The following is a 15,138-nucleotide window of genomic DNA, read 5'->3' as shown; positions in this document are numbered from 1 at the left end:
CGTCCATTGGGGTGAATCACTTGAAGTCCGACGTTGTTCTGCCGCAACCGTATCTGTTGTTCCTCGGCGACACGACCGAGCCCGGCTACGCGAAAACCGCCTTCGGCCTGCGCGACTGGGCCGGCGAGCGCTGCGTCGGCGAGTTCGCCATCGCCGGTGCGACCGTCACCACCGGCCTTGCATCGCTCACGCCCGAACGGGCCGCGACGATGGGCGCGAAGGCCATCGTGATCGGTGTCGCCAACGCGGGCGGTTTCATTCCGCCGACATGGTGGCCCGCGCTGGTGCGCGCGATGGAAGCCGGGCTCGACATCGTCAGCGGCATGCACGCGCGTCTTCGCGATATCGACGTGCTGCGCGATGCGGCGCAGCGCCTCGGGCGACGCCTGATCGACGTGCGCGAGCCGCCCGCGAACATCCCGATCGCCACCGGCAAGCCGCGTACGGGCAAGCGCCTGCTGACGCTCGGCACCGATTGCGCGCTCGGCAAGAAGTACACCGCGCTCGCATTGACGCGCGCGATGAATGCCCGCGGCGTCGACGCGACATTCCGCGCGACCGGGCAGACCGGCATCCTCATCGCCGGCGGCGGCATTCCGATGGACGCGGTGATCGCCGATTTCGCCGCCGGTGCCGCAGAGATGCTGTCGCCCGATGCGGCTGAAAACCACTGGGACGTCATCGAAGGGCAGGGTTCGCTATTCCATCCGGCCTACGCCGGCGTGTCGCTCGCGCTGCTGCACGGCAGCCAGCCGGACGTGATCGTCGTCTGCCACGAGCCCGGGCGCGAGCGCGTGCTCGGCCATCCCGGTTACGCGCTTCCGTCGATCCAGGACACCATCGACCTCGCGTTGCGCCTTGGGTCGCGAACGAACCCGCGCATCCGCTGCGGCGGCGTCAGCCTCAACACGGCGCGCCTCGGTGCCGACGCCGCGGCGCGCGTGATCGCGCATGAATCCGATCGCCTCGGATTGCCCGTCGCCGATCCGATGCGCGGCGGCGACGCATTCGGGCAACTGGTCGACGCGTGCCTGTCGTGAACTCCACAAGGACATCCACCATGACCCTGTTCGCACCGGTTCGGCTCGCCGCGCTTGCCGTGGCGTTGTGCTCGCTTCCTGCCTTCGCCGCACCGCCGCCGGATCTCGACGCGCGCGTCGATGCCGCGATGCGCGAACACGGCGTGCCCGGCATGGCGATCGCCATCGTCGAGAACGGCAAGCCGGTGCTCGCGAAGGGCTATGGCGTGCGCAAGCTCGGCGGGACCGAACGCGTGGACGCCGACACGATCTTCCCGACCGGTTCGACCGGAAAGGCGATCACGGCCGCGGCGCTGGCCGTCCTCGTCGACGACGGCAAGCTAGGCTGGGACGACAAGGTCATCGACCACATGCCGTGGTTCCGCATGTACGACCCGTGGGTCACCAGCGAGATGACCGTGCGCGACCTGCTCGTGCATCGCAGCGGACTCGGCCTCGGCGCGGGCGACCTGATGTTCGTGCCGTCGTCCTCGCGCAGCCGCGCCGACACGGTGCGCGCGCTGCGTCACCTCAAGCCTGCGACGAGCTTCCGCAGCGGCTACGCCTACGACAACCTGCTGTATGCGGTGGCCGGCCAGCTGATCGAGGAAGTCAGCGGGCAGACGTGGGAAGTCTTCACGCGCGAACGCGTGCTCAAGCCTGCGGGCATGGTCGATTCGGTCACCGAACAGGCGGCGCGCTTCGCGAATCCGAACCGCGCGTGGCCGCATGCGCGCACCAGCGGCGTGATGCGCGGCATGGGGCCGCAGGCGGTGCTCGACGAACGCAAAACGCTGGGCGACAACGGCGCGCCTGCCGGCGGTCTGTCGTCCAGCGCGAACGACATGGCGCACTGGCTGCAGGTGCAGCTGGGCAAGGGCACGTGGACGAACGACGCCGGCGCGCCGGTGAAGGTCTTCAGCGAGGCGCAGTCGAAGCAGATGTGGACGCCCGCGGTGCTCACGCCCGCACCGACGTGGCCCGGCAAGCTCGCGTCCGCGGCGCCGAAGTTCTCGTCGTACGCACTGGGCTGGAACGTGCGCGACTACCGCGGCGAGAAGATGCTCGATCACGGCGGCGCGGTGTTCGGCGTGCAGGCCTACGTGGCGATGATCCCGGACCGGAACTTCGGCGTCGCGGTGCTGATGAATTCGGAAGACACGCAGGCGATGCGCGGCGTCGCGCTGGAAATCATCGACCACGCGCTCGGCTTGCCGGAAACCGATTGGGTTGCGGCGTTCGACGAGTTCATGGACCTTCGCATCGAAGGCGGCCTCAAGGCACTGGATGCGGCGGCGAAAACGAAGACGGCGTCGGGCGGCAAGCCGTCGCTGCCGATCGCGCAGTACGCCGGGCGTTACAGCGATGCCTGGTACGGGCCCATCGGCATCACGAATGGCAAGGGCGGGCTGCGCATCGACTTCACGCAGACGCCCGGCATGGCCGGCCGCCTCGAGCATGTTCACCACGACACCTTCCGCACCGTGTGGGGCGACGCGACCATCGAGCCCGCGTTCCTCACCTTCGGCTTGGGCGCGGAGGGCAGGGTGGAGCGCATCACGCTGAAGGCCGCCTCGCCCATTGCGGATTTCAGCTACGACTACCAGGACCTGCTGTTCACTCCGCTCGCCGACGCGCCGAAATGAGCGGTTGACGCGGCCGGCCGCGCGCTGCTGCCAGAACCTGTCAGTGGCCCGTGCCATGATCGCGGCTCCATCGGAAAGGAGCCGTGCCATGTCGATGATCGCGTCCTGCCACTGCGGTGCCACGAAGATCCAGGCGGCCGAAACGCCGCGTTCGGCCAAGCAGTGCAACTGCAGTTTCTGCGCGCGCACCGGCGCGGTGTGGGCGTACTACGCGCCGGGCGAGCTGACGTTCCTGTCGCAGGACGACGAGCGCACGTATTCGGCGCGCGGCATGAACCAGCACCATTTCTGCGGTGTCTGCGGCATGCAGACCTGGGGAGATTCGCCGGACTGGGCGTCCGCGTACAACGCCGACGGCAGCGCGAAGGAAGGCTTCACGCCCGGCACGATGCCGACGCAGCGCATCTATGCGGTCAACCTGCGGCTCGTCGACGACCTGGACTGGTCGAAGATCGCCATCGAACAGATGGATGGTCGGAACAACTGGTAGGCGCGTTCAGGAGCGCGGCGTTCTCCTTAGGCGGTCATTACGACCAGCAGCGGAAGCAGTTCAACAGGGTCTTTTTTGCTGTCATTCCCGCGAAGGCGGGAATCCATCTGTCAGAACCCTGAGGCCCGACGGAAGACGTGATGCACCTGACGCATGGATCCCCGCCTTCGCGGGGATGACGTGAGAACGGCGGATGCGCTGTCGGCCTGGATCCCGGCCTTCGCCGGGATGACGGTGGAGAGACGGAACGGCGAAGCGGTGGAGCGACGAAGCGGCAGAGCGGGCAGCCGGCGACGCGGCGGAGAGGTGACGCGGCGACGCGAAGCGCCGCGCTCACCCATGCTGTCATTCCCGCGAAGGCGGGAATCCATCTGTCAGAACGCTTAGGCCCGACGGAGGACGTGATGCAGCTGACGCATGGATCCTCGCCTGCGCGTGAAGCACGTAAAAGGGGCGGATGCGCTGCAGGTGAAGCCCGTCTTACCCGTGCCGCGTCCCAAAGATCTTGTCGCCCGCATCCCCCAGGCCCGGAAGGATGTAGCCCACGTCGTTCAGGCGTTCATCGACGGAGGCCGTGTAGACCTCGACGTCCGGATGCCTGGCTTCCAGCACGCGCAGGCCTTCCGGCGCGGCGACCAGGAACAGGCCCTTGATGCGCTTGCAGCCGGCGGCCTTGAGCATGTCCACCGTTGCGACGAGCGTGCCGCCGGTGGCGAGCATCGGGTCGAGGATCAGCGCCGTGCGTTCGTCCATGCGGCCGGTGAGCTTCTCGTAATAGCCCACCGGTTGCAGCGTGCGCTCGTCGCGCTGCAGGCCGACCACGCCGACTTTCGCGGCGGGAATCAGTTCGAGCACGCCGGGCAGCATGCCCAGGCCCGCGCGCAGGATCGGCACCAGCGTGACCTTCGCGCCCTTGATGCGGCGCGTCGTGACCGGGCCGGCCCAGCCTTCCACGACGGCCTCTTCGGTTTCCAGGTCGGCCGTGGCCTCGTAGGTGAGCAGCGTGGCGACTTCGGAGGCGAGTTCGCGAAACGCCTTCGTGCTGATGTCGCCCACGCGCATCAGGCCGAGTTTGTGCTGCACCAGCGGGTGACGGACTTCGACGACTTTCATGGGCGATACCGGGCGCGGGAAGCCGTCAGTGTGCCTCACGCGCCGTGATCGTCGAAGCCCCTTCGGGATGGAAGGGGCACGGGCGAACGCCCCATCCGATCAGAACGAGTACCGCATGATCAGCTGGTAAACCCGGCCGGACGACTCGGTCTCAAGCTCGAACTCGTCGTAGTCGCGGTCGAACTGGTCGGCGGCGTTGTCGAACTTGTGGAAGACCTCGTCCTTGTGCGCGTCCAGAAGGTTCGAGCCGGTCAGGCGCAGCGACAGGTCGTCGCCGAAGCGCTTCTCGATGAAGACTTCCAGGTCGCCGTCGTAATGCGTGCTCACCTCCTCGGCGAGCATGCGCGAGAACGCATCGCCCTGGCGGCGGTAGCTCGCACCGAAGGACATGCCCCAGTCGCGGATGTCCTGGATGAAGCCGACGTTGTAGACGTACTTCGCCTGGTTGTTGAAACGGCGCTCGCCGAAGTCGTCCTTCACGTCGCTGTCAAGCCACGAGTAGTTCACGAACAGGCCCGTGTCCGGCAGTCCGAGTGCGGTGAGCGGCGTGGACAGGTCGAACTCGATGCCGTACACGCTGCCGTCGCCGACGTTGCGCGCGGTGTAGACGAAGCTGTCCGGATCGAATTCCGGATAGCCGGGCGTGGTCGGCGTCGCGCCCGGATTCTCGTCGAGGAATTCCTCCACTTCATCTTCGTAGTCGCCGATCGCGGTCGAACTCGGCTCGCCCGTGTTGACGATCTCGATCAGGTCCTTCACGTCGCGATAGAACACGTTCACGCCGAACACGCCGCGCGCGCCGAGGCGACGTTCGTAGCCGAAATCCACGCCCCAGGCGCGCTCGGGATCGAGCGTCGGATTGCCGGTGAAGTCGTTGTCGCCGAATTCCTCTTCGAGCGTGAGCGGCAGGATCTGGTCGAAGTTCGGACGACGCACCGTGCGGCCGACGGAGAACAGCAGGCGGTCGGCGCTGGTGAAATCCCACTTCAGGTGCGCCGACGGCAGCAGCGTGTTGTAGTCGTTGCTCGCGGTGTCGTCATCGAACGCCACGTCCACGTCGGTCGTCTCGTAACGCAGGCCCGCCTCCCACGCCAGCGCGCCCGCGGTGCCGGAGAACATCAGGTACGGATCGACGCGCGTTTCGTCGATGCGGCTGTCGTTGCGGTCGAAGTCCTCGTACGGCGGCAGCGCGGCGCCTTCCTCGTCGGTGTCGACCTCGCTGACCTGAAGCGTGGTTTCGCGGCGCTTGTCCAGATAATCCACGCCGAACTCCATCGTCGCGCCACCCACGCCGCGCTTGTGCGCGAGCTTGAACGAGCCTTCGCTGTCGCGCGTGTCGGTCAGCGTGCGCGTGCCTTCGCGTTCGTCGAACGACGGCGGCGCGTCCTCGTCGTCGAAACCGCTCTCTTCCTCCGTCGAGCGCGTGTCGTCGTCGAAGCTCGCGTAATCGACGTCGAACTCCGTACGGCCGCCGGCCATGTCGAACGCGTACTCCACGCCGAGCGACCAGTTGTCCTGCCTGATCGTCTCGACCTGGTCGTTGATCGACAGCAGATTGTCGCGGCTGGTGCTGGTCGGATCGTTGTACTCGACCGAATGTTCGGTCTCGGTGCGGTCGGTGCGCACGTAGAAGCCGTCGACCGACAGACGGCCCGTGTCGATGTCGCGCGTGTACGACAGGTTGGCCGAATAGTCGTCGCCGTCGCGCGTGTCGTCCTGGTCCTCGCGATCGACGAAGTCGCCGCCGGGCTCTTCGAAGCGGTCGCTGCGCTTGACCTTCGGGTTGTAGCGGCCCTGCACGTTGAAGCCGCCGAGCAGGCGGCCGCCGCCGACTTCCCCGCTGGCGACGGCGCCGTAGGTCGGCTTGACCTCGCCGTCGTCGAAGCGCAGCGCGCCCAGGCGCACGTACCTTCCGTCGAACTCGTAGGCGTCGCGCAGCACGATGTTCAGCGCGCCCGCGACCGCGTCGCCGGAGCGGTTCGCGCTGGTACTGCGGATGATCTCGATGCGCTCGACCAGTTCGGCCGGGATGCGGTCGACGAAGAACGAGCGGTCGTTGCCCGCGCCCGGCACCTTCTTGCCGTTGATGAGGATCTGCGTATAGCCCGGATCCAGGCCGCGCAGCTGGGCGCCGTCGTACTCGAGCACGTCGGACACGAACGCCACGCTCGGCACGCGCTTGAGCATGTCGCCGACGGTCAGCGGTTCGAATCGCTGGAAGTACTCAAGGTCATACGAGAGCACCGGCGCGACCGAATCGGTGCGGTTGCGGTACGCGATGTCCGCCTGCACGACGACCGAATCCAGCTGCTTCGGATCCGGCGACGCATCGGCCGGCGCCTCGGCGGCGACGGCGGTATTGAAGGCGGCAGCAAGGCTCATCGGCGCGATCACTGTGCACACCAGCGCACGCGACATCGCCGCGGCCAGCACGTTACGTTTCATCGAAGTGGCATCCCCAGGTAATGGAAGGCGGCAGGCGACACGCCCCCTGCGGCCGCCCAAGCCGCGTTTTGTAGCCGCGGCGCATGGCGGAAACATGACAACGTGCGCACGCGCCGCATGACACGGGAGCGTCACAATGCGCGCGTAGAAATTCGCGGTTTGTTACGACGGCTCAGGGGAAGGCATGTCCGATTCGATGAAGATGCGATGGGCCGCAATGGCGCTCGCGTTTGGTTTGACCGCGTGTGCGACGACGGGCACCGCACCGGTGGCGCAGCACGATCGCGAGCCTGATGAGGCGATGGAAGTCGATCCGCTGCTCGCGCAGGCGGGCATCGCGCACCAGATCGTGGCCGAAGCGTTCCTCACTGCGTCCACGCCGGATGAGAACGTCGATTCGCCCGCCAGCTGGCGCACGCCGGACGGCAAGCGCTGGCTGATCGCGACGGGCAAGGCGAGCGACCGCCTCATCGTGTACGACGGCGACACCGGCGCGACGCTGCGCACGGTCGGCGGCCCAGGCACCGCGCTGGGCCAGTTGCAACGGCCCAACGGCATCAGCGTGATCGACCACTACGTGCTCGTCGTCGAACGCGACAACCATCGCGTGCAGATGTTCCAGCTGCCGGACTTCAGGCCGCTGCTGGCGTTCGGCGCCGACGACCTGAAGCACCCGTACGGGCTGTGGGTGCGTGCGCAGCGCGACAGCTACGAGGTCATCGTGAGCGACAACTACATGTCACCGCAGAACGAGGACGTGCCGCCGCCGCTGGCCGAACTCGACAAGCGCTTCAAGCGTTACCAGCTGCGCCGCGTGCCGGAGGGCTGGCAGGCGCGGCTGATGGAAACCTTCGGCGACACGGGTGAGGCTGGCGCGATCCGCATCGCCGAGTCGGTGTTCGGCGACATCCGCCACGATCGCCTGCTGCTGGCCGAAGAGGACATCGCCACGGGCACGCGCATTCGCGAGTACGGCCTCGACGGCACCTACCGCGGTCGCGATATCGGAGCCGACCTGTTCAAGGCGCAGGCCGAAGGCATGGCGCTGCATCGCTGCGAGGGCGGCGCGGGTTACTGGATCGCCACCGACCAGTTCAAGGACCGCAGCCTGTTCCACGTATTCGACCGCGTGACGCTGCAGCACCTGGGCGCGTTCGCCGGCAACAAGACCGCCAACACCGACGGCGTGTGGCTCGACCAGCGCGGCGACAAGCGCTTCCCGCAGGGCGTGTTCTACGCGGTGGACGACGACCAGGCGGTCGCGGCGTTCGACTGGCGCGACATCGCGCGTGCGCTGTCGCTGCCGGCGTGCAAGGCGGAGTGACGTCCGTCGGCGATGTCAGGCAGCTGCTCGCGCACATGGCGTTCGCGAGCAGTGCGCTGGCGGCGCGGGTGCGGGACGAAGTCGTTTGCTGTCATCCCCGCGAAGGCGGGGATCCATCCATCCGCGTCATCACGGCTGCGGAAAGGCTGCCATCGCTGGGCGATGGATTGCCGCCATCGTGGGAATGACGGGGAAGAAAGAGTAGTGCGTAAAAGCAGGCGAAGACGGCGGGTGTGGGGGCACCCGCCGCCTTCGCGGCGGCGTCCGGGGGAGGTCAGGCCGCCGCTGCCTGCTGCGCGCGGGGGCCTTCCCGCAGCGCACGAGCGACCATCGCGACCAGCAGGTCGATTTCCTCGCTGGTGATGGTGAAGGTGGGCGTGAAGCGCAGCGAATTCGCGCCGCCGTGGATGACGCCGATGCCCTGTTCGCGCAGCCACTCTTCCGTCGAACCGGTGCCGTAGCACTTGAACTGCGGCGAGAGTTCGCACGAGAACAGCAAGCCGGTTCCCTGCACCTTGGTGATCATGCCGCCGAGTTCGGCCTTGAGCTTTTCCAGCTTCTGCAGCGACTCGGCGCCGCGCGCGCGGATGTTCTCGCGAAGTTGCGGCGTCACCTGCGCCAGCACCGCGCAGGCGACATCGAGCGCACGCGGATTGGTCGTCATCGTGTTGCCGTACAGGCCCTTCTTGTAGAGCTGCGCGGCCTGCGCTCCGACGGCGAGCACCGACAGCGGGTACTGGCCGGCGTTGAGCGCCTTCGAATAGGTTTCCATGTCCGGCGGATCGAGCTGCTCGAAGCCGGGGTAATCGATGATCGACAGTACGCCATGTGCGCGCAGGCCGGCCTGGATCGAATCCACCAGCAACAGCGCGCCATGCGAACGCGTGAGCTCCCGCGCCGCGGCGTAGAACGCCGGCGGCACGCTGCGGCCCGGATCGCCTTCGCCCATGACCGGTTCCAGGAACATCGCCTCGATGAACCAGCCGTTCGCGTCGGCATCGGCGAAGACCTTCTTCAGCGCGTCGACGTCGTAGGGCTCGACGGTGAGCACCGAATCCTCGCCGCGGAAGCTCGCCAGGTGCTGCAGATAGGTCTTGCGCGAGGAGTCCGAATACAGCGCCGGACGCTCGGTACGGCCGTGGAAGCTGCCCTTCACGACGACGCGCTTGATCGTGCGCCCCGCATGGCGACCGCCGGTGTCGGTCATCAGCTTGGTGTTGGCATCGGCGATGCGCGCGGCGAGCGAGACCGACTCCGAACCGGAATTCAGGCAGAAGAACTTCTCGTACGGGCAGCCGCCGCGTTCGGCGCCGATCGCAGCGCGCAGCGCCTGATCGAAGCGCAGCTGCGACAGCGACGGCGTCATGATGTTGGCCATCGCCTGCGGGCGGGCCATCGCGGCAAGCACGGGCTTGGGCGCATGGCCGAAGCCGAGCATTCCGTAGCCGCCCGAATCGTGCAGCACGGCGCCCTTCATCGTGACCACCCACGGGCCGCGCGCGACCAGCGCGACGTAGGGGTTCACCGCGTCGTCGGGATAGAAATTGACGTAACCGCTTTGGACGGCGTGCACCTGGGCGTCTTCATCGAGTTCCAGCAGGTCGGCGAAGTCGTCCTTCACGCGCTGGTATTCCTGCTCGGCCGCTTCGATCGCCTCGATCAGCTCGGCGTGCGTGTGGGCGAAGCGCGCGATGGTCGCGTCATCCAGGCCGTGGGTACGGCGGCGGCCACCATGGGCGCGCAGGGGGGCGAGACGGTCGATGACGGCCATGAGGTCCTCCGGGGTCGAAACAGGGGGTAACCCGTCCATTATCTGGATTAAATCGTCGATAGACAGTACGGATTTGTACGAATTCGTGGATAATTTCGTCGTTTCGACGAAATGTGAAGGCGAATCGTGAAGATCACCGATGCCGACCAGCAAGTGCTCTCGGTCCTGCGCGAGAACGCCCGCGCCTCGACGGCGGACATCGCGCGACGGCTGAAGCTCTCGCGCACCACCGTCCACAGCCGGATCGATCGCCTGGAACGCGAGGGCGTCATCCAGGGCTACACGGTGCGCGTCCACGACGCCGCCGAGCGCGGCTACCTCCGCGCCCACATCATGATCACCGTCCTGCCCAAGCGGGCGCCGTCTGTCGCCGCCGCGCTGCACGCGATGCCGGAAGTGCGTGCGCTGCATTCGGTGAGCGGGCCCTTCGACCTGGTGGCGCTGGGCGTGGCGCCGTCGGTGGAGGCGATGGACGAGTTGACCGACCGCATCGGCGCCATCGACGGCGTGGAGCGGACGACGTCGGCGATCGTGCTGTCGGCGAAGTTCGAGCGGTGAGGGTTTGAGCAGCGGCGGCTTCGAGCGGATGCGTCACTGGCCTGGATCCCGGCTTTCGCCGGGATGACGGTGCTTTGGGCCAGGGGGATTGGGCGTGACTGAGTGTCCGGTTGCCCGGGCGCCTTCCTTCTACAATGTGCGATCCCCGCTCGCCCGGCCCGGCCTGTCTCGCCGGCCCAACGCCTTGAAGAAATCCGACTTCCATTACGACCTGCCGCCGGAGCTGATCGCCCAGGCGCCGCTGCCCGAGCGTTCGGCCAGCCGCCTGCTGGTGGTGCCGCCCACGCGCGGCAACGCCTTCGACAGCGGCTTCCAGGATCGCGTCTTCCGCGACCTGCCCGACCTGCTGCAGCCCGGCGATCTGCTGGTGTTCAACGACACCCGCGTGATCCCGGCGCGCCTGTACGGGCAGAAGACCACCGGCGGCCGCGTGGAAATCCTGATCGAGCGCATGCTCGGCGGTTTCGAGGTCCGCGCGCAGCTGGGCGTGAGCAAGTCGCCGAAGGAAGGCGCGCGCATCGCGCTCGACGCCGGCGGCGAGGCGGAAGTGCTCGGTCGCGACGGCGAGTTCTACCGCCTGCGGTTCCACATCGACGAATCGCTGGAGAAGTACCTGCTGCATGCCGGCCGCCTGCCGCTGCCGCCGTACATCCAGCGCGAGGCCGGCACGGACGACGACACGCGCTATCAGACCGTCTTCGCGCGCGAGGTCGGCGCCGTCGCCGCGCCCACCGCCGGGCTGCATTTCGACGAAGCGCTGCTGGACGCGCTGAAGGCGCGCGGCGTCGAGTTCGGCCACGTGACGCTGCACGTCGGCGCCGGCACGTTCCAGCCGGTGCGCGTGGACGAACTCGACCAGCACGTCATGCACAGCGAATGGCTGAACGTCGGCGCGGCGCTGATCGAACAGATCCGTCGCACGCGCGCTGCGGGCGGTCGCGTTATCGCGGTCGGCACGACGGTGGTGCGCGCGCTGGAAAGTGCGATGCGCCGCAACGACGACGGCGAAGGCGAACTGCAGCCGTATGCCGGCGAGACGCGCCTGTTCATCCTGCCCGGCTACCGCATCCGCTCGGTGGATGCGCTGATCACCAATTTCCACCTGCCCGAGAGCACCCTGCTGATGCTTGTTTCCGCCTTCGCCGGCAAGGCGCGCGTGTTCGCCGCCTACGACCACGCCATTGCGGAGCGCTACCGCTTCTTCTCCTACGGCGACGCGATGCTGCTGTTCCCGCAGTCGCACGATGAAAGGGAGCAGGCCGAATGAGCCGGCTGTCCTTCGAACTGCTGCGTACCGATGGCGCCGCGCGCCGCGGCCGCCTGACCTTCCCGCGCGGCACGGTGGAAACGCCGACGTTCATGCCGGTGGGCACCTACGGCTCGGTCAAGGGCGTGCTGCCCGAGCAGGTCCGCGAACTCGGCGCAGAAATGATCCTCGGCAACACCTTCCACCTCTACTTGCGACCGGGCCTGGACGTCATCGGCGACCACGGCGGGCTGCATCGCTTCACCGGCTGGAACGGGCCGATCCTGACCGACTCGGGCGGATTCCAGGTCTTCTCGCTGGCGCACAAGCGCAAGATCACCGAGCAGGGCGTGACCTTCGCCGCGCCGACCGACGGCAGCAAGGTCTTCCTCGGGCCGGAGGAAAGCATGCGGATCCAGAAGGTGCTGGATTCGGACGTGGTCATGATCTTCGACGAGTGCACGCCGTACCCGGCGACGGAGGACGTCGCGCGGCGCTCGATGGAACTGAGCCTGCGCTGGGCCGAGCGCAGCAAGCGCGCGCACGAGGGCAACGACGCGGCGCTGTTCGGCATCGTGCAGGGCGGGGTGCATGAAGCGCTGCGCACGCGATCGGCGGCGGCGCTCGTCGACATCGGGTTCGACGGCTACGCCATCGGCGGCCTCGCCGTGGGCGAGCCGGAAGCCGAGCGCAACCACATGCTCGAACACACCTGCCCGCAGCTGCCGGCCGACCAGCCGCGCTACCTGATGGGCGTGGGCCGCCCGGAAGACCTGGTCGAAGGCGTCGCGCGCGGCATCGACATGTTCGATTGCGTGATGCCCACCCGCAACGCCCGCAACGGCCACTACTTCACCTCCTTCGGCACGGTGCGCGTGCGCAACGCCAAGTACGAGCGCGACCTGCGCCCGATCGAGGAGGGCTGCGACTGCTACGCCTGCCGCAACGGATTCAGCCGCAGCTACCTGCGCCACCTGGATCGCTGCAACGAGATGCTCGGGCCGATGCTGGGCACCCTCCACAACCTGCGCTACTACCAGCGCCTGATGGCGCAGATGCGCGAGGCCATCGCGCAGGGAACCTTCGCCGCCTTCCGCGAGTCCTTCTACGCCGCGCGGACGCCGGAATAGGGATCCGCGTACGGTTTGCGCATGACCCGCACGGGGAGGGCGGGAGCAGCGCAGGGCAGGGGCGGGACGGATCTTCCGGCCGTCCGGGGCCCACCTGCCGCCCCGTGGCATAATCCCCCGCTATTTTTCGATCAGGACGACCGTCATGAATCTGCTCGACCTCGTGATTTCCCCCGCCTACGCCCAGGCCGCCCCGCAGGCTGGCGCCGGCGGCTTCGGCATGTCGCTGCTGTTCCCCATCCTGCTGATTGCGGTCATGTACTTCCTCATGATCCGCCCGCAGATGAAGCGCCAGAAGGAACACCGCGCGATGCTGGAGAAGCTCTCCAAGGGCGATGAAGTCATCACCAACGGCGGCATCGCCGGCACGGTGAGCGACATCGGCGAGAACTTCATCACCGTGGAGATCGCCGACAACGTGCGCATCCGCGTGCAGAAGGGCGCCATCGCCAACGTGCTGCCCAAGGGCACCCTGAAGTCGGCGTAAGCCCGCTTTCCCGATCCCACCTGAGCGTGCGCTCCCGGGCGCGCGCGGAATGCCGCGATGCTTGAATTTCCTAAGTGGAAATATTTCCTGATCCTGCTCGTACTCGGCCTGGGCGTGCTGTACGCGCTGCCCAACGTCTACCAGAAGGATCCTTCCGTACAGATCACGGCCAACCGCAGCGGCCAGCTCGATGAAGCCCTGCGCACGCGCGTCAAGGCCGAGCTCGCCCAGGCCGGCATCACGCCGCGCTCGGTGGAGATCGAAGGCGACAACCTGATGGTTCGCCTGCCGTCGCTGGACGCGCAGAGCAAGGCCAACAACGCCTTGCGCACCTCGCTCGGCGAGAACTACACCGTCGCGCTGAACCTCGCCTCGACGGTGCCGGACTGGCTGGCCAATCTCGGCGGCAAGCCGATGGTGCTGGGCCTGGACCTCCAGGGCGGCGTGCACTTCGTGATGCAGGTCGACCAGCGCGCCGCGCTGGAAAAGCGCGTCGACGCCTACGCCGAAGACATCCGCGTGAGCCTGCGCGACGCCAAGATCGCCTACCAGTCGGTCGAGCGTCGTCCGGACAACAGCATCCTGGCGATGCTCGCCCCGGGACAGGACGCCGAGCGCGCGCGCAACGAGCTCGCCCGCCTGATGCCGGTGCTCAACTTCGACGTCACCGGCAACAACGTGGCGGTCACGATCCCCGAGGCGGAGCTGCGTGCCATCGCCGCCGGCGCGATCGAGCAGAACGTCACCACGCTGCGCAACCGCGTCAACCAGCTGGGCGTGGCCGAGCCGATCATCCAGCGCCAGGGCGAAGACCGCATCGTCGTCCAGCTGCCGGGCGTGCAGGACACGGCCGAAGCCAAGCGCCTGATCGGCGCCACCGCGACGCTGGAGTTCCGCGCCGTCGTCGATGGCGACGCCATGGAAGCCAAGCGCACCGGCGTCATGCCCCCGGGCGCGCGCCTGTACACCATCCGGAACACCGACCAGCCGGTGCTGCTGAGCAAGCGCGTGCTGGCCTCGGGTGACCAGATGGTCGGCGCGAAGGTCGGCCGCGACCAGAACGGCCTGCCGGCGGTGGACATCACGCTCAACAGCATCGCCGGCCAGCGCATGTTCGACTTCACCAGCGAGAACGTCGGCAAGCTGATGTCGGTGGTGTACATCGAGCGCATCCCGACCGTGACCATGGTCAACGGCCAGGAAGTGCGCAGCGTGCGCGTGCAGGAAGAAGCGCTGTCGCCGACGCGCATCGCCGGCGTGTTCGGCAAGAACTTCCAGACCACCGGTCTCGAGAAGGTCGAGGCCGAGACGCTGGCCAAGCTGCTCAGCGCCGGTTCGCTCGCCGCGCCGATGGACTTCGTCGAGGAACGCATCATCGGCCCGAGCCTGGGCGCGGAGAACGTCGAGCGCGGCATCACCGCCGTGCTGTACGCCTTCGTGTTCACGCTGGCGTTCTTCACCATCTACTACCGCATGTTCGGCGTGATCACCTCGGTCGCGCTGCTGATGAACCTGCTGATCGTGGTGGCGGTGATGTCGATGTTCGGCGCGACGATGACGCTGCCGGGCTTCGCCGGCCTCGCGCTGTCGGTCGGCCTCTCGGTCGACGCGAACGTGCTGATCAACGAGCGAATCCGCGAAGAGCTGCGCCACGGCGTGCCGCCGAAGGCGGCGATCGCGGCCGGTTACGAGAAGGCGGGCGGCACCATCATGGACGCCAACCTGACCGGCCTGATCGTGGGCGTGGCGCTGTACGTGTTCGGCACCGGCCCGCTGAAGGGCTTCGCGCTGACCATGATCATCGGCATCTTCGCGTCGATGTTCACCGCGATCACCGTGTCGCGCGCGCTGGCGCAGCTGATCTACGGCAACCGCAAGAAGCTCAAGTCCGTGGCCATCTGACCGGGTG

The 15,138-nt window shown here is 67.5% G+C and carries 12 protein-coding genes; 9 read left to right on the top strand and 3 right to left on the bottom strand.

Going from position 1 to position 15,138, the window contains the following annotated elements; all coding sequences use genetic code 11:
• Nucleotides 1-20 precede the first annotated feature (20 nt).
• From GOY17_RS13745 to GOY17_RS13735, 3 genes are all read left to right on the top strand, one after another.
• Nucleotides 21-1,040, top strand: coding sequence for an N-acetyltransferase DgcN family protein (locus tag GOY17_RS13745; protein ID WP_425482272.1), 1,020 nt, complete (start codon nucleotides 21-23; stop codon nucleotides 1,038-1,040).
• A 20-nt stretch (nucleotides 1,041-1,060) separates the two neighbouring features.
• Entirely contained in the window at nucleotides 1,061-2,665 is a 1,605-nt protein-coding gene (locus GOY17_RS13740; RefSeq protein ID WP_157030824.1) for a serine hydrolase, read from the top strand.
• 88 nt (nucleotides 2,666-2,753) lie between these two features.
• Nucleotides 2,754-3,155 (top strand): GFA family protein, encoded by a 402-nt coding sequence (locus tag GOY17_RS13735; protein ID WP_157030823.1) that lies wholly within the window; start codon nucleotides 2,754-2,756, stop codon nucleotides 3,153-3,155.
• A gap of 480 nt (nucleotides 3,156-3,635) precedes the next feature.
• Here the strand turns inward: GOY17_RS13735 and upp are convergent, their stop codons facing one another.
• Both upp and GOY17_RS13725 read right to left on the bottom strand, forming a co-directional pair.
• Nucleotides 3,636-4,268, bottom strand: coding sequence for a uracil phosphoribosyltransferase (gene upp, locus GOY17_RS13730; RefSeq protein WP_157030822.1), 633 nt, complete (start codon nucleotides 4,266-4,268; stop codon nucleotides 3,636-3,638).
• Nucleotides 4,269-4,367: 99 nt separating this feature from the next.
• The gene (locus tag GOY17_RS13725) at nucleotides 4,368-6,713 is read right to left on the bottom strand and encodes a TonB-dependent receptor plug domain-containing protein (protein WP_157030821.1); all 2,346 of its coding nucleotides are present in this window, start codon (nucleotides 6,711-6,713) and stop codon (nucleotides 4,368-4,370) included.
• 202 nt (nucleotides 6,714-6,915) lie between these two features.
• Here GOY17_RS13725 and GOY17_RS13720 point away from each other — a divergent pair, with 202 nt between their 5' ends.
• Complete coding sequence (locus tag GOY17_RS13720; RefSeq protein ID WP_157031735.1) at nucleotides 6,916-8,037, top strand: NHL repeat-containing protein; 1,122 nt, start codon at nucleotides 6,916-6,918, stop codon at nucleotides 8,035-8,037.
• Between the two features lie 274 nt (nucleotides 8,038-8,311).
• Here the strand turns inward: GOY17_RS13720 and GOY17_RS13715 are convergent, their stop codons facing one another.
• The gene (locus GOY17_RS13715) at nucleotides 8,312-9,808 is read right to left on the bottom strand and encodes an aminotransferase class III-fold pyridoxal phosphate-dependent enzyme (RefSeq protein WP_157030820.1); all 1,497 of its coding nucleotides are present in this window, start codon (nucleotides 9,806-9,808) and stop codon (nucleotides 8,312-8,314) included.
• A 126-nt stretch (nucleotides 9,809-9,934) separates the two neighbouring features.
• On the opposite strand from GOY17_RS13715, the gene GOY17_RS13710 reads away from it, so the two are divergent.
• The 5 genes from GOY17_RS13710 (at nucleotide 9,935) to secD (ending at nucleotide 15,131) form a co-directional block, all read left to right on the top strand.
• Nucleotides 9,935-10,366, top strand: a complete 432-nt coding sequence (locus GOY17_RS13710; protein WP_115842384.1) for an Lrp/AsnC family transcriptional regulator — start codon at nucleotides 9,935-9,937, stop codon at nucleotides 10,364-10,366.
• 184 nt (nucleotides 10,367-10,550) lie between these two features.
• Nucleotides 10,551-11,633, top strand: a complete 1,083-nt coding sequence (gene queA / locus GOY17_RS13705; RefSeq protein WP_115842383.1) for a tRNA preQ1(34) S-adenosylmethionine ribosyltransferase-isomerase QueA — start codon at nucleotides 10,551-10,553, stop codon at nucleotides 11,631-11,633.
• Entirely contained in the window at nucleotides 11,630-12,742 is a 1,113-nt protein-coding gene (gene tgt, locus GOY17_RS13700) for a tRNA guanosine(34) transglycosylase Tgt (protein WP_157030819.1), read from the top strand. Before queA ends, tgt begins: the two co-directional genes overlap by 4 nt.
• Nucleotides 12,743-12,887: 145 nt before the next feature.
• Nucleotides 12,888-13,229 carry a preprotein translocase subunit YajC gene (gene yajC / locus GOY17_RS13695; RefSeq protein WP_115842381.1) on the top strand — a complete coding sequence of 114 codons (342 nt, stop codon included), beginning with the start codon at nucleotides 12,888-12,890 and terminating at the stop codon, nucleotides 13,227-13,229.
• A 57-nt stretch (nucleotides 13,230-13,286) separates the two neighbouring features.
• Nucleotides 13,287-15,131, top strand: coding sequence for a protein translocase subunit SecD (gene secD, locus GOY17_RS13690; RefSeq protein ID WP_157030818.1), 1,845 nt, complete (start codon nucleotides 13,287-13,289; stop codon nucleotides 15,129-15,131).
• The last annotated feature ends 7 nt before the right edge of the window (nucleotides 15,132-15,138 follow it).

Origin of the sequence: Lysobacter soli (assembly GCF_009755585.1) — a bacterium.
In the GTDB taxonomy this organism is placed as follows: Bacteria; Pseudomonadota; Gammaproteobacteria; order Xanthomonadales; family Xanthomonadaceae; genus Lysobacter_J; species Lysobacter_J soli.
This window is presented reverse-complemented; position numbering and strand designations above follow the sequence as displayed.